A 17,642-nucleotide genomic window follows, 5' to 3' on the forward strand; every position below is an offset into this window, starting at 1 on the left:
TCACCCGCCAGAAGGTGACGCCGAGTCCGACGCGGAGGCCCCGTCCGACGGGGTCTCCGTCAGGCAAGTCACCGAGAACGGCACCGAGTTGGACGTCGTCTTCACCGGGGTACGGACCTCGACACTGATCTCGTTCGTGAACGTCCCGCTGTTCGAGTACGTCGTCAGGAACACCCGGTCCTGCTTGGTCTTCCCGCCGCCCGAAGGGAACGACAGTGTCTTCCAGCCGGGGTCGGAGACCGAACCGTTCTTCAGCACCCACCGGTAGGACACCTCCGCGGGCAGCTTCCCCACCGTGAAACTCGCCGTGAAGGTCGGCGCCTTCGTGTTCGACGGCGGACAGCTCCCGGAGTAGTCGGTGTTGGTGCCCGCCACGGACACCTGCACCGACTGCGGCGCCGACGAGGACTTGCTCGCGCTCGGGCTCGGCGTCTCACTGGCGGCCGTGGTCTCACTGCTCGCGCTGGGCGAAGTCCCGTCCGAGGGCTGGCTCTTGGGGGTGCTGGTGCCCTTGCCCGCGTCGGTGTTGTCCCCGTTGCCCTGGTTCAACAGCGCGTACGTCAGCCCACCGATCGCCAGGGCCAGCGCGATCACACCCGCGATGATCACGACGGCCGCCCGCCGATTGCGGTGCGGTTCGTCCGCGGCCGTCGGCGTCGAATAGGAGGTGGGCGGCGGCCCGAAACCCTGCACCGGCTGCGGCGGTGTCCGCGACTCCTGGTGGGAGAAGGAGTCCTGCGGGTACCCCGCCATCGTCGGCGTGTACGGCGTCGTGGGCGCGGTGGCCGCGCGCGGAGTACCGCCCGCCGCGACCAACCGCAGGTCCTGTTCCGCCTGTTCGGCCGTCAGCCGCTCGGCCGGGTCCTTGCGCAGCAGCCCCTCGATCACCGGGGTGAGCGGTCCCGCCCGGTGCGGTGTGGGCAGCTCCTCGTCGACGATCGCGCGCAGCGTGCTCAACGGGGTGTTCTGGCGGAACGGCGAACTGCCCTCGACCGCCGCGTACAACAGCACACCCAGCGCCCACAGATCGGACTCGGGCCCCGGCGTACGGCCCAACGCCCGCTCCGGAGCGAGGAATTCGGGCGAACCGATGACCTCGCCGGTCATGGTGAGCGCCGAACTGCCCTCGACCATCGCGATACCGAAGTCGGTCAGCACGACCCGACCGTCGTTCGACATCAGCACGTTGGCCGGTTTCACATCGCGGTGCAGCACCCCGGCGTCGTGCGCGGCCCGCAGCGCGGCGAGCACCTCGGCACCGATGTGCGCGGCCCGCTGTGGCGACAACGGGCCCTCGGCGTCCAGGAGATCGGCCAGGGACACACCCCGCACCAGCTCCATGACGATCCAGGGACGGCCCTCCTCCATCGCCACGTCGTACACCGTCACCACATTGCGGTTGGCGACCCGCGCCGCCGCCCACGCCTCGCGCTCCAGCCGGGCGTACATCCGCTCCACGTCACCGGAGGCCAGTCCGGCCGGCGCACGGACCTCCTTGACGGCGACCTCGCGTTGCAGCACCTCGTCGCGGGCCCGCCAGACCGTCCCCATGCCGCCCTCGCCGAGGGGGGACAGGAGCCGGTAGCGGTCCGCGATCACACGTTCAGTGCCCGGTTCTTCGGGCATGGTCGCTCCCCATTCGCATCCGGGCCAATTCTCCACAAACGTAACTCAGCCGAGTGCGGATGCCGCCCCCTTGAGCACCAAACCGATACCGAGGGCCACGACGACGAACGCCGATGCCAACGGCAGTGTCCTGCGGACCAGGACCGCCATGGGGCTGGTGGTCCAGCGGGGTCGCCGGTCCAGCACTCGGTTCATCCCTGTACCCAGCTTGACGACGGCGAATCCGGCGGCGGTGAGGGTGAGGGCGAGCCCGACGCCGTAGGCGACGACCAGCAGCAGCCCGAACCAGGCCTGGCCGAGCGCGGCGGCCCCCACGAGGACGACCACGGCGGACGGGCTCGGCACGAGCCCGCCGGCGAAGCCGAGCAGGAGCGTACCGCGCAGGGTGGGGGCGGTGGAGTGGGTGTGCGTGAAGCCGCCGTGCGTGTGTTCTACGGCGTGGTCGTGCGAGTGGCCGTGCTCGTGATCGTGGTCGTGCTCATGGGGGTGGGGGTGATCGTGACTGTGGTCATGGTCGTCGTCGTGGCTGTGGGGGTGCGGGTGGGCCTCGGTGAGCGTGTGTGTGGACCCGGCCCGGGCGTGCGCGGACGCGAGGACCAGTGAGCGCTTGGGGGACTTGGCGCTCTCGTGGCTGTGATCGCCACCGTGGGGGTGCGGGTGGGGATGGGGGTGGGGGTGTGAAGTGGCTTGTGGGCGTGGCCGGTTGCGCCAGGCGCGGCGTACGAGGTTGCCGCCCGCGAAGAGGACCAGGACACCGCTCGCGATGCCCAGCCAGGCGATCACCGAGGGCGTCGCGGCGGAGCCGGCCGTGACCAGGAGGCCCAGGGCGATCACGCCGAGGGTGTGGGTGACCGTGACCGAGGCGGCCAGGGGGAGCACGTCCTTGAGGCGGGCACGACCGCCCCGGGCCGCCGCCGTGGCCGCCATCAGCGTCTTGCCGTGACCGGGGGCGAGCGCGTGCATCGCGCCCAGGGCGATCGCGATGAGCAGGGACAGGGCCGCGAAGCCGACACTGAGGTGGTGGCGGGCGACCATGTTGGTCAAGGCCTCCGTCCAACGGTCCACGCCGCGCGGCAGGATGTTGGACGCGGTCGAGTCCGCCTGCGACTGGTCGTCGTCGGTGAGGGCCGGACCGCCGGGACGCGCGCGCAGCGACGCCTTCGTGATGTCGGCGGGCGAGGAGAGCAAGTCCTTGGGATAGCTGGTCAGTTCGTGCGACACCGACTTCTTCGGTACGTCCGTCCCGGTGAGCGTCATCCGGTCGGCGCGCGCGGTGATCTCCCGCCAGCCGGGCCCGGTGGTCAGGCCCGCGCTGTGGAAGCCCAGGGCGACCGTGCTGCCCTTGGGCAGCGCTGCCGTCGAACCGCACTCCAGCCGCAGGGTGTTGAGCCCGGCCTGCCCGGGCCGCAGCCGCGCGGTACTGGTGCCGGGCGTGAGCGCGACCGTACGTCCGTCGACGGTGACCTTGCTGCCCTCGGTGGCCTTGTCGCACCGCTGCCGGGCCCACTCGGTCATGCCCAACCGCTTGATGTCCGGCTTGGCCTGGGTCGCCGGGATCTCCGCGAGGTCCTCGATGTGCGTGACGCGCAGGACGCCCGGAGCGACGACGAGACCGTCGTAACGGTTGACCGTGAAGTTGCCCAGCGGGTGCGCGCTCGCTGCCGCCGTGGGGACGAGCAGGAGCGCGCCGGCGGCCGTGAGGACGGCCGCGGCGGACGCGAACAGACGGCGGACGGGCCTCACTTGGTCGCCTCCAGCGCCTTACGGGCCTTGGCCGCACCCAGCGGCGAGAAGCCCGGGTTCAGCTTCAGGGCCTTGGCCAGGTGGGCGCGACCGTCCGCCTTGTGGCCGGTGGCCAGCTCGATCATGCCGAGGTGGTAGATGAACGAGGCGTTGTGGTAGTTGGTGGCCGTGGCCTGACGGGCGTACGGAAGGGCCTCCGCGTCGCGGCCGTTGACGTGCAGGGCCCAGGCCAGGGCGTCCGCCGTGTGCACGGTGTGCCGGCGGGCCCACTCGGCGCGGGCGGCCTTCAGGGCCGACTTGATGTCGCCGTGGTCGGCGGCGGCGAGCGCGGTGTCGAGGTCGGCGTTGACGCCGTTGGCACGGGCGAGCGCGATCCAGGCGTCGACGAGCGCGTACTGGTCGTCGGCCTTCGCCTTGTCGCCCGCGGCGTCCCGGCTCTCGTACAACTCACCCAGTTCCACGAGGGGTTGGGGCAGCGGGTAGCGGGAGACGACCAGCTCCAGCCCCTTGATGGCGTCGGCGCGGTCGCCCAGGGCGGCCTGGGCGCGGGCGCGGCCCTCAAGGGCGGGGAGGTAGTTCTCGTCGGCGGCGAGGGCGCGGCCGTAGTAGTCCAGGGCGGTCTTGTAGTCGCCCTGGTTCCAGGCGAGTTGACCGAGTGTGCCGGCCACGTACGAGATGTCGCCGGGGGAGGTGGCGGCGGCGAGCGCCTGCTCCAGCACGGTGCGGGCCGTCTTGACGTCGCCGCGCAGCTCGTGGACGTAGGCGTAGCGGGTGAACACCGGGACGCCGGGCTTGCGGGCGTCGGCCAGGTCGGCGGCCTTCGACGCCTCGTCGTAGCGGCCGAGTTCGACGAGCGCGTCGATACGGGAGCACAGGGCGCGCTCGCTGTACGGGTTCTCCTTGAGGACCTTGTCCGCGTAGCCGAGGGCCTCCGCGAACTCGTGCCGGGCGGCGGCGAGCGCGGCCCGTCCCTCAAGGGCGTTCTCGTTGTTCGGCGATATCTTCAGCGACCGCGTGAAGGCGGCCTGCGCCTGCGGGTACCGGGAGGGGTCGCCCTTGGTCCTGGCCTGCTCGACATAGGCCAGTCCGAGCGTCGCCCACCCGTCGAAGTCCTTCGGCTGGCCCCGGAGATGGGCCTGCAGCGCGGCGATGCTCGCGTCCAGGCTCCCGCTGGCCAGCAGGTCCGGCGACACGGCGCTGGAGACGTTCGTGACACCGGTGGCACCGCTGTCCTTCGCCGCGCCGATCGCGATGGCCCCGGCGGTCATCGCCACGGCCAACAGGGCGGCGCAACCGGCGAGTTGGACGACCCGCCAGCGACGGCCCGCGGCGCCCAACCGGCGTACGGCGGCGACGCGTTCGTCGGCGACCGCGTCTTCGGGTGTGCCGGTGTGCGGGGCGTGATCACCGTGGTCGTGGTCGTGGTCGTGGTCGTGCGAGTGGGGGTGGGGGTGGGGGTGATCGTGCGTGTGGGGGTGGTCGTGATCGTGGGGGTGGTCGTGCCCAGGCGATGGGGCTGCGGCTTCGGTCGGTCCTGCGTCGGGCGCGATCTCGGCCTCGGCCTCGTTCTCGGGGTCGGCCTCGGCGTCGGGGGCGGTCGTGGTCTCGGAGTCGGCGTTGGCTTCGGAGCCGGCCCCGGCGTCGGAACTGACCTCGGCTTCCCCGGAGTTGACCCCGACCTCGGAACTGACCTCGGCTGCCTGGGAATCGGCCTCGCGCTCAGGGCCGGTCCCGGCCTCGGCGTCGGTCTCGTCCTCCGCCCACACGCGTTCCCACTCGCGTTCCCGCTCCGCCGCCACCGGCGTCTCGCCGGGCTCGCCCTCCGTCGGCTTGTTGTCGTGCTCGCGCGGGGCCATGCCGTTCCTCCATCGCCTGGGGTGGTTCAAGTGCCGTACTGCTGAGAGGTGTTGTCACGCAGGGGTGGCGCGGCCCGCACCGTGGGGGAAGAAGCTGTGCGGGCCGCGCCAGTCGGTGGGGATTTAGTACGGGCGGTGGGTCATCCGACGGCGCCACCATGCGACGCCCGCGCCGATCAGCAGTACTCCGGCCACACCCGAGGCCGCCGACGCGGTGATCAGCATCATGTTGTTGCTGGAGGACGAGCCCGCCGGCTGCAGCGCGTCGCCCAGCTGGTTCTTGACGTCACTGCCGCTGCTGGTGCCCTTGGCGAGCGGACCGCGCGAACCCGAGGTCGGCTCGGCGACGTAGGGGAAGTACTTCTCGAAGCCCTTGTCGTTCTTGTCGACCGCGTCGCCCAAGTCGTTCTTGGAACCGACGAGTTCACCCTCCATGACCTGGAGCGCCTCGTCGATCACGTCGTCGGTGAGCCGACGCCCGTTCGGGAAGCCCGCGTTGTCGCCGTCCAGCACACCGAGCCGCTTGGGGTGCGCGGTCGGCGGGATCGACGTGTTGAGGCGCAGCATCTCCGACGGCTTCGCGTACGGCTGCTCGGTGTTGAGATCCTTGACGCCCGTGAGGAACACGCTGACGAGGTCGTTGCGCGGCTCCTTCGGCGCCTTGATCTTGTAGATCGACTCGATCAGCTTCGGCAGCTCGGGCTCGGTGACGTTCTTGAGGAACTGCGCGTCGTCCTTGGGCTCGGACGCGTTGAACTTGTCCTTGTCCTTCTGCGGGTTGACGACCTCGTTGACCAGCGGGTTGCCCAGGCGCGAGACCTGCGTGTAGTAGCCCTTGGCGTTCTTGCGCTGGGTCGTGGAGTAAATACCCACGGTCGGACGCGACTTCGACTGCCGGATCAGGTCGTTCGGCACCTGGAGGGCGATCGTGTTGACGTTGTAGCCCTTGAGCGTGTCGTTGCCGACCTCGCTGAGGTTGCCGCCGTACAGCAGGTCGAAGACGCGCAGGTCGGCGAAGAACGGGTCGTCGGCCTGACCGGCGAAGGTCGCGCCGCCGTTGGCCGTCTTGTAGATCGCCTGCGAACGCAGCTTGGCGTAGTCCGGCATCGACGCGTCGCCGACGTCGGACGGCGCCGCCGGGATGTCGTCGGCGACCTTCGTCTCGGAGACCTTCTTGCCCTTCTTGAGCTTGATGAGCTCGATGTCGTACGACTGCGTGATGTTGAGGTCCGGGTCGGTCAGGCTGGTGACCGGGCCCGTGTTGTACAGGAACGTCTTCTTGTTCTTGATCTGGGTGCTGAAGGTGTAGCGGAAGATGAAGTCGTCCAGCGCGTCACCGTTGTTGTCGACGTGGATGTCGTACTGGGCGTCGTCCGCGAACTGGTAGAAGTTCGGGCCGCCGGCGGGCTCCTCGAACGGGATCCAGTTCGCCACGATGGTGGTGGTGTCCGGCTTGTCCGGGCTCACGAACGCGTAGAGGTCCGTGTTGTCGTACTGGGGGGTCCCCGAGATGAGGGGCGCCTCCCGGTGGGAGGAGGCCGAGGCCACTCCCGGTTCCAGCGCGGCCGTGCCGGCGGCTGCGAGCCCTCCGGCGGCGAGTGCGCCACATATGAGGGCCGCGAGCTTCCTGCGTCCCGCACCGCTCCTGGAGATAGGTGTCATGCCGTCCGTCCTCAGTGCCAACTTGCCTGACGCTCGGGGATTCGGAGCTGGTGCCGGGCCGGATTGGTCGAATCTGAAAAGTTTTTTTTGGTGGGCTCCAATCCGGCTCGTGACCCGCGTTTCAAGTCCGCTGATCCGTAACCCATCCTTAGGGGCATCCGCTGCGAATGCCTCGTGTGACGGGATGCGAAGTGACAGACCGCGTGCGGTCGAAGAGGAGGGGCCGCGTGCGGTCGACGAGAGGGGGACGGGTGGGGGCGGACGAACTCCTGGTGCAGGTCGCCGGAGGGGATCAGCGGGCCTTCGAGGAGCTCTACGGACTGGTGTCCGGGCCCGTGTTCGGACTGGTGCGCCGGGTGGTGCGCGACCCCGCGCAGTCCGAGGAGGTGTCCCAGGAGGTGCTGCTCGAACTCTGGCGGTCCGCCGCCCGCTTCGATCCCGGCCGCGGCAGCGCCCTGTCCTGGGTCCTCACCCTCGCCCACCGCCGGGCCGTCGACCGGGTGCGCAGCGCCCGCGCCGCCGTCGACCGCGAGCAGCGCGAGGCCCGCCGCTCCCACAACCCGGCCTTCGACCAGGTGACCGAGGAGGTCGAGGCAGGCCTGGAGCGCCAGTTGGTGCGCCGCTGCCTGGACCGGCTCACCGCCCTGCAACGGCAGTCCGTGACCCTCGCCTATTACGACGGCTATACGTACCGTGAAGTGGCCGAGCGGCTCTCGCTGCCGCTGGGCACCGTCAAGACCCGTATGCGTGACGGACTCACCCGGCTGCGCGACTGCCTGGGAGGTGCCGCATGAGCGTCCTCGCCCGACTGTTCCGCCGGGGCGATCTCCACTCGCTCGCCGCGCCCTACGCCCTCGACGCCCTCGAACCCGGCGAGCGCGCCCAGTTCGAGAAGCACCTCAAGAAGTGCGAGCGCTGTGCCTTCGAGGTCCGCACCCTGACCGAGGGCGCGGCCCGGCTCGCCAGGTCCATGGCCGCCCAGCCGCCGCCCGCGATGCGCGACCGGGTGCTGTCCGCGATCCGCAACACCCCGCAGGAGCCCGGGCCGCTGCGGGAGCGCGGGCGGGAGACACGGGAGTACACGCCCCGGCTGCCGGCTCATGTGTGGGGCGCGGAGCCGCAGGCGTCACGCGCCCGCGTGCCCCAACGGCGGCCGTTCTTCGTGCCGTTCGCCACCGCGACGGCCGCAGCCGCCCTCGTCGTGGCCTCGCTGTTCGCCGTGCAGGCCAACCGGACACAGGACAAGCTGGACGCCGCCCAGGCGCAGTCGCGTGAGATCGCACACGTTCTCGCGGCTCCGGACGCCCGTGCGACCACCGGCGCGGACACCGCGGGCCGGAGCATCGGCGTGATCGCCTCCGCGTCGGAGGGGCGCGCGGTCGTCACCCTGAGCGGATACGGCGCACCGCCGAGCGGGCGCGTGCGTCAACTGTGGCTGATGCGCCCCAATGTGCAACCGCGCTCCCTCGGGCTCTTCAAGGACGACACGCCCTTGGTCACCACCGGACTCGACAAATCAGCAACATCACTCGCAGTGACCGTCGAGCCCGACGGAGGCTCACCACAGCCCACAACGCAGCCAGTTGTCCAACTCGCCCTGAAATCGGTTGGATTCGGAGAGTAATCACGGAGGGGTCGTCAACACCCTTACGGGGAAGGTGAATCCTGAGACCTCGATACACGAGTGCCCGGTTGGGGCGATAGGGTTACCCTGCCCGGGCCGGGTGGACTCGTACGGGTGGGGAGTGACATGGAACAGATAGTGCGCAGCAGGGCAAGGGTCCCTGCGATCACGTGCGGGAGCAGCGCGACGAGTTCGCGCCTCGACCGCCATCTCTCGGTGCTGGGCGGCCCCGTCGTCCCGCAGCGCGAGACGGCAGAGGCGACCTCGCTGATGCGCGAGCTGACCTCGCGCGACACCACGCAGGAACGCAGTGCCAGGGGCGCGCGAGTGAGCAGGGTCTCGCTCTTCGCACCGCTGCGCAGGCTGCGCCGTTCGCTGTTCGGCGGGCGCTGAGCAAGTCCTCGGCGTCCCCGGGGAGTTCCCGGGGGCCCGCGCTCAGGACGCCACACCGTCCCGGCGCAGTGCTGCGATCTCCGCGTCCGCCATCCCCACGGCACGCAGCAGCGCCTCGGTGTGCTCCCCGAGCGCGGGCACGTCACCCATCCGCGCCTCGCCTCCGCCCGGCAAGGTGATGGGCGGCAGCAGCGCCCGCAACGGCCCGACCGGCGAACCCACTTCCCGCCACCGCTCCCGGGCCGCCAACTGCGGGTGCTCCGCCACCTCTTGTACGTTCCTGAGGCGCGCGCAGGCCACGCCCGCGCGCTCCAGCCGCGACACGGCCTCGTCGGTGGCCAGCCCACCCAGCACCGCACCGACGAGGGCGTCCGTGCGCTCCCGGTTCACCACCCGCTCCGCGTTGGTCGCGAAGTCCGGGTCGGTCCCCAACTCCGGCCGCCCCAGCACCTGTTCGGCCAGCCGCCGCCACTCCCGGTCGTTCTGCACCGCGAGCAGCACCTGCCCGCCGTCCGCCGCGGGATAGACGTCGTACGGAGCGATGACGGCGTGCGCAAGACCCGTGCGCGCCGGGGGAGTTCCGCCGTGCATCGTGTGATGCAGCGGATGCCCCATCCACTCCACGACCGCGTCCAGCATCGACACCTCGACGGGCCCGCCCCGCCCGGTGGTGCCGCGCCGCACGAGCGCCGCGAGCACACCCGAGAACGCGTACATCCCCGCCGCGATGTCGGCCACCGGGATCCCCGCCTTCACCGACCGCTCCGGCGTCCCCGTCACCGACACCAGCCCCGCCTCGCACTGCACGAGCATGTCGTAGGCCCGCTTGTCCGCGTACGGCCCCGACGCCCCGTACCCCGAGATGTCCACGGCGACCAGCCGGGGATGCGCCGCACACAGCGTCGCCGCGTCCAGCCCGAGCCGGGCCGCCGCCCCGTGCGCGAGGTTCTGCACGAACACGTCCGCGTCCGCGACCAGCCGCCGTACGACGTCCAGCCCGCGCGGGTCCTTCAGGTCGAGCGCGATCGACTCCTTGCCCCGGTTGCACCACACGAAGTGCGACGCCAGACCGCCGGCCGCGATGTCGTAGCCGCGCGCGAAGTCACCGCCGTCGATCCGCTCGACCTTGATCACCCGGGCGCCCAGATCGGCGAGCTGCCGGGTGGCGAAGGGGGCGGCGACGGCCTGTTCGACGGCGACGACGGTGACGCCCTCAAGGGGCAGCGGCATGGGCTCCATGTGAGGGATCATGTCCCGCGCCCGGCGCCTTTGTCATGCGGGGACCTCAGCGCTCGCCGCGCGCGTACCGGCGTACGGCGAGCGGCGCGAACACGGCGGTCAGCGCCGCGCACCACGCCAGCGACCCGGCGATCGGATGGGCCACCGGCCAGGCGGCGCCCTCGGGCACGGGCGAGTTGCCGAACAGGTACCGCAGGGCCGTGGTGACCGCGCTGATCGGGTTCCACTCGGCCGGCGTGCGCAGCCAGTCGGGCAGCCGGTCGGTCGGGATGTACGCGTTGGACAGCAGCGGCAGCATGAAGGTCGCGCTGCCGAGCTGACCGGCCGCCTCCTCGCTGCGCGAGGCCAGCCCGAGCAGGATGCCGACCCAGGCGCAGGCGAACCGGAACAGCAGCAACAGGCCCACAGCGGCGGCGGCTTGGGCCACCGACCCCTCGACCCGCCACCCCACCGCGAGACCGACCAGCAGGAACGGTACGGTCCCGACCGCCGTGACGACCAGATCGGCGGTCGCCTGCCCGAGCGGTACGGCGGCCCTGCTCATCGGCAGGGTGCGGAAGCGGTCCGTCACACCCCGGTGCGAGTCCTGGGCGGCCTGGAACATGCCGGTCATGATGCCGTTCGCGGCGGTCGCGACCAGCAACCCCGGTACCAGGTAGGAGCGGTAGGCGTCACCCGGCATCGCCAGCGCGCTGCCGAAGACGTACCCGAAGAACAGCAGCATCGTGATCGGCATGGTCTGGGTGAGGATCGCCAGCGCCGGATTGTTCCGCACCCGCCGCAGCTGCCGGCCGAGCATCGCGGTGCCGTCGTACGCCAACGCGCTCATGCCACAACCTCCTTACGGTCCGTCAGGCGGAGGAACACGTCGTCGAGCGTCGGCGGCCGCATGCTCGCGTCGAGCAACGGCACGCCCGCCGCGTCGAGTTCGCGGACGAGCCGGGGCAGGGTGAGCGTCGGATCGCCGGTCACCGCGCCCACGGCGTTCCGCTCGTGGTCGAACGACGGCTCGGCGCCCGTGAGTTGGTCGAGGACACCGGCCGCCTTCGCCAGCGCGTCCGCATGCGCGACGACGACCTCGGCGTACGTGCCGATGAGCGCCTTGAGCTGGGACGGTGACCCGCTGTGCGCGACCCGCCCCCGGTCCACCAGGGCGATGTCGTCGGCCAGTTGGTCGGCCTCCTCCAGGTACTGCGTGGTCAGCAGCACGGTCGTACCCTCCCTCTTCAGGTCCCGTACGGCGTCCCAGATCTGATTCCGGCTGGCCGGGTCGAGGCCGGTCGTCGGTTCGTCCAGGAACAGCACGTCGGGGCGTCGTATGAGACTCGCCGCCAGGTCGAGGCGGCGGCGCATCCCGCCGGAGTAGGTGGTCGTGGCGCGGTCGGCGGCCTCGGTGAGGCCGAAGCGGTCCAGCAGTTCCGCGGCCCGGTCCGCCGGACCCCGCACCCGGTGCAGCCGCGCGAACAGGCGCAGGTTCTGCCGGCCCGTGAGGTCACCGTCGACCGACGCGTACTGCCCGGTGACGCCGATGCTGCGCCGTACGGCCGGTGCCTCCCGGACCAGATCGTGGCCGGCGATCCGCGCGGAGCCCGCGTCGGGGCGCAGCAGGGTGGTGAGCAGCCGGACGGCCGTGGTCTTGCCCGCGCCGTTGGGCCCGAGCACCCCGCAGACCGTGCCCCGCGCCACCGCCAGGTCCAGCCCGCGCACGGCGTGCACGGCGCCGAAGCGCTTCTCCAGACCTTCACTAAGTACAGCGTACGTAGTAGTCATGGGTCGACCATAGCGCACTACGTACGGTGTACGTAACTAGCATGGTGGTCGAGGTGATGATCAATGGCGGACCGAGCGGCCGTACCCGAAGTGATCTGGGCGCGACCCGAGCGGGCGGGGCGTGGGCCCAAGCCCGCGTACAGCCGCGCGGACATCGCGGCGGCGGCGGTGCGGATCGCCGACGGCGGGGGGCTGGACACGGTGTCCATGCGGCATGTCGCGGCCGAGTTGGGGTGCGGCACGATGTCGCTCTACAACTACGTCCCCCGCAAGGAGGACCTGTATGAGCTGATGGTCGACGCGGTCAGCGGCGAGCACGAGGAGTGGGAGCCGTCGGGCGACTGGCGGGCGGACATGGTCCGGGTCGCGCATCAGACGCGGACGTTGATGCATCGGCATCCCTGGCTGCCGCGGTTGATGTCACCGGTGTACGGCTTCAGCCCGAACGCGCTGAAGTATCTGGAGCACTGCCTTGCCTGTCTTGATCCGGTCGAGGCGACATACGGCACGAAGATGCAACTCGTGGGGCTTCTCAACGGGGTGGTGACGATGTACGTGAGCAATGAGCTGGCCACTGCTGAGCGGTCTCGGTCGTTGCCGTGGTCCGAGGAGGAGGAGAACGCGGTGCGGATCGCGTACTTGGGGAGTCAGATCATGGGTGGGGCTTATCCGCGGATGGCTGCGGCGTTTGCGGAGGATCCGGGGCCCATTGATCTGGACGCGATCTTTGATGTGGCGGTGGGGAAGGTTTTGGATGCGTTTGCGCCGTAGGCGGGTGCGGGTGCGTTGGGGCTGGGCGCGCAGTTCCCCGCGCCCCTAGGGGGATCAGATGAGCGTGAATTGACCCTCTGGGCCCTCTTCGTGGTGGTCCAAGACCGATGCGGGGTGGCGTGCTGATTCCGGTGCCGGAAGGACGCCCGCTTTGCGCAGCTCTGCTGCCGTGATTGGATCCGTCACCTTCAACTCCTCCTGTCGCGGCCTCAGTTCCGCCAGCAGCGCCAACACCGTGATCAGCTCCAGCAGTTCCGACGTCCATGTCTGTTGCCAGGTCGGCGGGCGGATCGCGGCCAGGGTGCCCGGTTCGGCGGACTCCGATGTGCGGGACGTGAACCACTCCTCCAGGACGCGTACGCCGCTCGCCTCGAAGTCCCAGGACTCGGGCGGGACCGGGGAGATGCGGCCCTCGTCGAGGTGGAGGGTCTCCTCGTCGCGGTCGTAGTGGAGGGTGAGGGGGAGGGGTGGCAGCGGGGCGCGGACGTAGGGGCGTCGGCCGCCGGGGAGTTTGGGGCGGTCGCCGTTGCGGCGCGTCAGCCAGAGGATCCGGCGGCCCAACTCGACACCGTGGGACCAGAGTTCGGGGTCCCCGGTCAGGGGGACGGTTGGTCCGGGGCGGGCCGTGGCCACTGTCCAGGCGAGAACGTCCACCGGGGCGGGGGAGTGGCCGAGACGGTCGGCGAGGTGTTCCAGCAGGCCGGGTGCCAGGTTCGGTTCCGTACCGCCGGGGCGGCGGTACAAGGGGCGGACGCGGCCGGGGCGGAGGACCGGCAGGAGTGATGAGGTGAGAAGGGGCGGGCCTGCGGTGTTCGGGGACGTCTCCACCACGAAGACCTGGTGTTCGTCCGCCACCCGCCACAACTCCGGGCGTGCCACGTCGATCAGGCGGTGGTCGGGGATCAGCCACTGCTCGTCGAAGGGGGCGTGGAGGACGCGGACCGGTTCGGGGCAGGGGCCGGTGGCGCGGACCAGTTTCTCCGTGCCGCTGGACTGGCCGGGGAGTTGGGTCACCGCCGAGTGGAGGGTGCGGGAGCGGGTCGGCTCGAACAGGGCTTCCCGGTCCGGGACTTCGGCCTTCAGCAGGGCGTCCCAGCGGGCCCTCAGTGTTGCCGCGTCAGGAGCCGTCGGCCACCCCCGGCCGAGCCGGATCGGTGCGACGGACCACGGCATCAGGTCCGCGAGCAGCGGAGCGTCGTCGTGCGTCACGCTCGGCATCGTACGACCTGGCTATGCCCGCCGGACCAGCTGTCGCGCCCTTTAGGGGCGCGGGGAACTGCGCGACCAGCCCCCACCGGCCCGCAGACGACACACCACCCACCCAGCGGAGCGTTCACGCGTCGAGCGTCACCGAGAAGGAGAAACGGTCCCCCCGATAGTGGATGACCGCCACGTCCAGCACCCTCCCCCGTGTGTCATAGGTGATCCCCGTGTAGTGCAGGATCGGACTGAGGAGCGGGACTTGGAGGAGGCGGGCGGTCTCCGGGTCGGCGAGCCGCGCCTCCACCGTGTCCGTGATGCGGCTGATGTCCGCGCCGACGATGTCCCGCAGCACCTTGGTCATCGGCCGGCGGATCAGGTCGTCCGGGTCGAGGAGGGCGGCCAGTTCGGGGCGGATGTGGTTGCGGGCGTGGTTCGTGGGTTCGCCGGTCTTCTCGTCGCCGCGGAGGCGGTGGTACGCCGCCACCTCGGTCAAGTCCGGGAAGTGCTCGGCCAGTTCGGGCGGCACCGGCACCGCACCATGGTCCAGGAGTTCGGTCGTCATGCCGGACTGCTGGGCCACGATCGCGTCGACCGAGCCCAACAGCCGTACCGGCGTGGCCCGTCGGACGTCCGGCTCGATGAATGTGCCCCGGCGGCGGTGGCGGGTGATCAGGCCCTCGTCCTCCAGCTCCTTCAGCGCCTGGCGCATGGTGAGCACGCTGACGCCGTAGTGCCCCGCGAGCTGTTCCTCCGTGGGCAGCCGCAGCGGGTCCTGGGGCGAGCGGCCGAGTATCGAGGCACGCAGGGACTGCGACACCTGGTACCAGAGCGGCAGCTTGCGGTTCAGGACGATCGAATCCGGGGCGAAGGAGGTCACGGGGTCATCCGTACCGGTAGGGAGGGATCGGTGCAAGGGCCGTAGGGCGGTGGGGAATTGTCAGTGAGAGGGGCGGAAGTGGCGTTGCAGGCCCCGCCAGACGTCGTCGTAGCCCTGCTGGAGGTGGTCGGCTCGGGCCGCCTGGGCCGTCGCCGTCACCGGCCAGCGGGTCTCGAACATGAACGCCAGGCCGTCGTCGATCTTCTGCGGGCGCAGCTCCGCCGCGCTGGCGCGGTCGAAGGTCTCCCGGTCCGGTCCGTGCGCCGACATCATGTTGTGCAGCGAGCCGCCCCCGGGCACGAAGCCCTCGGCCTTCGCGTCATAGGCGCCCTCGATGAGCCCCATGTACTCGCTCATCACGTTCCGGTGGAAGTACGGCGGCCGGAAGGTGTCCTCGCCCACCAGCCAGCGCGGGGCGAAGACGACGAAGTCCACGCCGGCCAGGCCCGGGGTGTCCGACGGGGACGTCAGCACCGTGAAGATCGACGGGTCGGGGTGGTCGTAGGAGATGGAGCCGAGGACATTGAAACGGCGCAGGTCGTAGGCGTACGGCACATGGTTGCCGTGCCAGGCGACCACGTCGAGGGGCGAGTGGTCGTAGGTCGCGGTCCAGAGGTTGCCGCAGAACTTGTTCACCACCTCGACCGGGCCCTCGATGTCCTCGTACGCGGCGACGGGTGCGTGGAAGTCCCGGGCGTTGGCGAGTCCGTTGGCGCCGATCGGGCCGAGGTCGGGGAGTTGGAAGGGGGCCCCGTAGTTCTCGCACACATATCCGCGGGCTGAAGCGTCCAGCAGCTCCACGCGGAAGCGCACCCCACGGGGGAGCAACGCCACATGTCCCGGCTCCACATGGAGGAGCCCGAACTCCGTGCGCAGCAGCAGTCCGCCGCGCTCCGGGACGATCAGCAGCTCGCCGTCCGCGTCGCTGAAGACCCGGTCCATGGAGGAGTCCGCGTGGTACAGGTGCACGGCCATGCCGGTGCGCTGGGTCGCGTCGCCGTTGCCGCCCAGGGTCCACAGGCCGGCCAGGAAGTCGGTGCCGGGTGCGGGCGCGGGGAGCGGGTTCCAGCGCAGCCGGTTGGGGTCGGGCACCGACTCCGTGAAGGGTGCCGTACGGATCGCGCCGTTGTCGGCGCGGGTGAAGGGCGGGTGCGCGGCCGAGGGACGGATGCGGTACAGCCACGAGCGGCGGTTGTGCGCCCTCGGCTCGGTGAACGCCGAACCGCTGAGCTGCTCGGCGTAGAGGCCGAGCGGGGCTCGCTGCGGGGCGTTGCGGCCCTCGGGCAGAGCGCCCGGCACCGCCTCCGAGCTGTGTTCATTCCCGAAACCGGTGAGGTGGGTCAGCCCCTCGGCGGTCTTGCGAATGTCCCCGCTCATCTCTGCTCCTCGCCGTTCGAGCCATCTGATTCCTATGCATCACCGTAGGATTGCGGTTTCGCGGGCGCAAGAGGACGACGAAGGGTGCGGGGAAAATCCGACTTCCGGAGGCGAAGAACCAGCCTCAAGGGGGATCCGGCTGTCGGACCGGTGTTCTAGTCTCCCGGGCATGTCGTGGTCGCGCGCACTTCTCACCGCGCTCGCGGTCTGTGCCCTGCTGCTGGCCGGATCGGCGGGCTGTGGTTCCGGCGATGCCCAGGGGCGGAAGGGCGACGGGGTGTCGCCGTCACCGGTGGGCAAGGTGCTCGACAACACGGACGAGCAGGGTCGGCACTACCGCGAGGTCGGCAAGAAGGGCGCGCCCGAGGTCGGTATCGAGGTGGAGCCCGACGCGGCCGACGACAGCTGGGACGTCCGGCTGACCCTCCACGACTTCCGCTTCTCGCCCGCCGGCGTGAAGCCCGTCGCGGTCGCGGGCCGCGGCACCGTCCGCCTCCTGGTGGACGGCCGCACCGTCGCACGGCTCCGCGTCCCCGAGTACCGGCTCGCGTCCGACCTCGTCCCGCACGGCACCCACCACGTCACCGCGCGCCTCTACGCCGACGACGGCACCGTGTGGGCCGTACACGGCAAGCCGGTGGAGAGTACGGCGGACATCACGGAGTCGGCGGCGCAGGCCACGCCCGACGGCAGCAAGACACCCGGCTCCACCTCGACGCGGGGGCCGGAATGAGTGTTATGGGCACCCAGTTCCGTACTGAGGTGCGAGCTTCTCCTGACCGCTGCGGAAAGGCATCATGAAGCCCGTGCCCCACACGACATCGCTCCGCCGCGCGCCCGTGCAGCGGCGCAGCGCCGAACGGCTGACCAGGATCCTCGACGCCTGCGCCGACCTCCTCGACGAGGTCGGCTACGACGCGCTGAGCACCCGGGCCGTGGCCGTGCGCGCCGGTGTCCCCATCGGCTCGGTCTACCGCTTCTTCGGGAACAAGCGCGCGATGGCCGACGCCCTCGCCCAGCGGAACCTGGAGCGCTACACGGAGCGCGTCACCGAGCGCCTCAAGGACTCCGGCGGCGGGGGAGGGTGGCGGGCGGCGGTGGACGCGGTCCTGGACGAGTACATCGCCATGAAACGCACCGCGCCCGGCTTCTCCCTCGTCGACTTCGGCAACCAGATCCCGGTCGGCTCGGGCGACGCGGAACCCAACCACCGCGTCGCCGACCGCCTCACCGACCTCCTCTCCGGCTATCTCTCGCGCGAACCCGACGAGGACCTCCGCCGCACGTTCCTGATCGCGGTGGAGACCGCCGACTCCCTCGTCCATCTCGCCTTCCGGGTCGCTCCGGAGGGCGACGAGAAGGTCATCGAGGAGACGCGGGCGCTGTTGCGGGCGTATCTGGCGCGGGTGCTGGACTGACCGGCCCACCGGACGCTCACGTGCCGCGGGTTTCCGACCTCACCCCTGTACCCCCTCGCCACCGTCCATACCGGTCGGTATGC

Annotated in this window: 16 protein-coding genes; 6 read left to right on the forward strand and 10 right to left on the reverse strand. The window is 70.8% G+C overall.

The features are described 5' to 3' along the window. The 4 genes from ACIBJH_RS29700 to ACIBJH_RS29715 all read right to left on the reverse strand — a co-directional run bounded on the left by ACIBJH_RS29700 (position 1) and on the right by ACIBJH_RS29715 (position 6,887). A complete protein-coding gene (locus tag ACIBJH_RS29700) occupies positions 1–1,626 on the reverse strand; it encodes a serine/threonine-protein kinase (protein ID WP_399119944.1) in 1,626 nt (541 codons plus the stop codon). A 45-nt stretch (positions 1,627–1,671) separates the two neighbouring features. Beyond that, on the reverse strand, positions 1,672–3,369 hold the full coding sequence (locus ACIBJH_RS29705) for a sulfite exporter TauE/SafE family protein (RefSeq protein WP_399119945.1): 1,698 nt from the start codon (positions 3,367–3,369) through the stop codon (positions 1,672–1,674). Next, entirely contained in the window at positions 3,366–5,225 is a 1,860-nt protein-coding gene (locus ACIBJH_RS29710; protein ID WP_399119946.1) for a tetratricopeptide repeat protein, read from the reverse strand. The genes ACIBJH_RS29705 and ACIBJH_RS29710 overlap by 4 nt, the downstream gene beginning before the upstream one ends. A gap of 123 nt (positions 5,226–5,348) precedes the next feature. Next, positions 5,349–6,887: a DUF4331 domain-containing protein gene (locus ACIBJH_RS29715; RefSeq protein WP_399119947.1), complete on the reverse strand. Its 1,539-nt coding sequence runs from the start codon at positions 6,885–6,887 to the stop codon at positions 5,349–5,351. 251 nt (positions 6,888–7,138) lie between these two features. Between ACIBJH_RS29715 and ACIBJH_RS29720 the strand changes: the two genes are divergently transcribed. The 3 genes from ACIBJH_RS29720 (at position 7,139) to ACIBJH_RS29730 (ending at position 8,904) form a co-directional block, all read left to right on the forward strand. Continuing rightward, positions 7,139–7,681 carry a sigma-70 family RNA polymerase sigma factor gene (locus ACIBJH_RS29720; RefSeq protein ID WP_019066225.1) on the forward strand — a complete coding sequence of 181 codons (543 nt, stop codon included), beginning with the start codon at positions 7,139–7,141 and terminating at the stop codon, positions 7,679–7,681. Further along, positions 7,678–8,511, forward strand: a complete 834-nt coding sequence (locus tag ACIBJH_RS29725; protein ID WP_399119948.1) for an anti-sigma factor domain-containing protein — start codon at positions 7,678–7,680, stop codon at positions 8,509–8,511. Before ACIBJH_RS29720 ends, ACIBJH_RS29725 begins: the two co-directional genes overlap by 4 nt. Before the next feature lie 126 nt (positions 8,512–8,637). Then, complete coding sequence (locus tag ACIBJH_RS29730; RefSeq protein WP_019066227.1) at positions 8,638–8,904, forward strand: hypothetical protein; 267 nt, start codon at positions 8,638–8,640, stop codon at positions 8,902–8,904. A 42-nt stretch (positions 8,905–8,946) separates the two neighbouring features. Here ACIBJH_RS29730 and ACIBJH_RS29735 read toward each other — a convergent pair whose 3' ends face one another. The 3 genes from ACIBJH_RS29735 to ACIBJH_RS29745 are packed head-to-tail and all read right to left on the reverse strand — an operon-like array spanning position 8,947 to position 11,913. Continuing rightward, a complete protein-coding gene (locus tag ACIBJH_RS29735; protein ID WP_399119949.1) occupies positions 8,947–10,143 on the reverse strand; it encodes a CaiB/BaiF CoA transferase family protein in 1,197 nt (398 codons plus the stop codon). 46 nt (positions 10,144–10,189) lie between these two features. Next, on the reverse strand, positions 10,190–10,972 hold the full coding sequence (locus ACIBJH_RS29740) for an ABC transporter permease (protein ID WP_399119950.1): 783 nt from the start codon (positions 10,970–10,972) through the stop codon (positions 10,190–10,192). Then, complete coding sequence (locus tag ACIBJH_RS29745; RefSeq protein WP_399119951.1) at positions 10,969–11,913, reverse strand: ATP-binding cassette domain-containing protein; 945 nt, start codon at positions 11,911–11,913, stop codon at positions 10,969–10,971. The genes ACIBJH_RS29740 and ACIBJH_RS29745 overlap by 4 nt, the downstream gene beginning before the upstream one ends. Positions 11,914–11,976: 63 nt before the next feature. Here ACIBJH_RS29745 and ACIBJH_RS29750 point away from each other — a divergent pair, with 63 nt between their 5' ends. Further along, positions 11,977–12,684: a TetR/AcrR family transcriptional regulator gene (locus tag ACIBJH_RS29750; RefSeq protein WP_399119953.1), complete on the forward strand. Its 708-nt coding sequence runs from the start codon at positions 11,977–11,979 to the stop codon at positions 12,682–12,684. Positions 12,685–12,738: 54 nt separating this feature from the next. On the opposite strand, the gene ACIBJH_RS29755 is transcribed toward ACIBJH_RS29750, so the two are convergent. The 3 genes from ACIBJH_RS29755 to hmgA all read right to left on the reverse strand — a co-directional run bounded on the left by ACIBJH_RS29755 (position 12,739) and on the right by hmgA (position 16,141). Beyond that, complete coding sequence (locus ACIBJH_RS29755; RefSeq protein WP_399119954.1) at positions 12,739–13,902, reverse strand: type ISP restriction/modification enzyme; 1,164 nt, start codon at positions 13,900–13,902, stop codon at positions 12,739–12,741. Positions 13,903–14,017: 115 nt separating this feature from the next. Continuing rightward, the gene (locus tag ACIBJH_RS29760; RefSeq protein WP_399119955.1) at positions 14,018–14,764 is read right to left on the reverse strand and encodes a GntR family transcriptional regulator; all 747 of its coding nucleotides are present in this window, start codon (positions 14,762–14,764) and stop codon (positions 14,018–14,020) included. A gap of 60 nt (positions 14,765–14,824) precedes the next feature. Beyond that, a complete protein-coding gene (gene hmgA, locus ACIBJH_RS29765) occupies positions 14,825–16,141 on the reverse strand; it encodes a homogentisate 1,2-dioxygenase (protein WP_399119956.1) in 1,317 nt (438 codons plus the stop codon). Positions 16,142–16,310: 169 nt separating this feature from the next. Here hmgA and ACIBJH_RS29770 point away from each other — a divergent pair, with 169 nt between their 5' ends. Then, positions 16,311–16,874 (forward strand): hypothetical protein, encoded by a 564-nt coding sequence (locus tag ACIBJH_RS29770; protein WP_399119957.1) that lies wholly within the window; start codon positions 16,311–16,313, stop codon positions 16,872–16,874. Positions 16,875–16,938: 64 nt separating this feature from the next. Next, positions 16,939–17,559 carry a TetR family transcriptional regulator gene (locus ACIBJH_RS29775; RefSeq protein WP_399119958.1) on the forward strand — a complete coding sequence of 207 codons (621 nt, stop codon included), beginning with the start codon at positions 16,939–16,941 and terminating at the stop codon, positions 17,557–17,559. Positions 17,560–17,642 lie beyond the last annotated feature (83 nt).

This window comes from Streptomyces sp. NPDC050548 (assembly GCF_044457385.1).
Classification (GTDB): domain Bacteria; phylum Actinomycetota; class Actinomycetes; order Streptomycetales; family Streptomycetaceae; genus Streptomyces.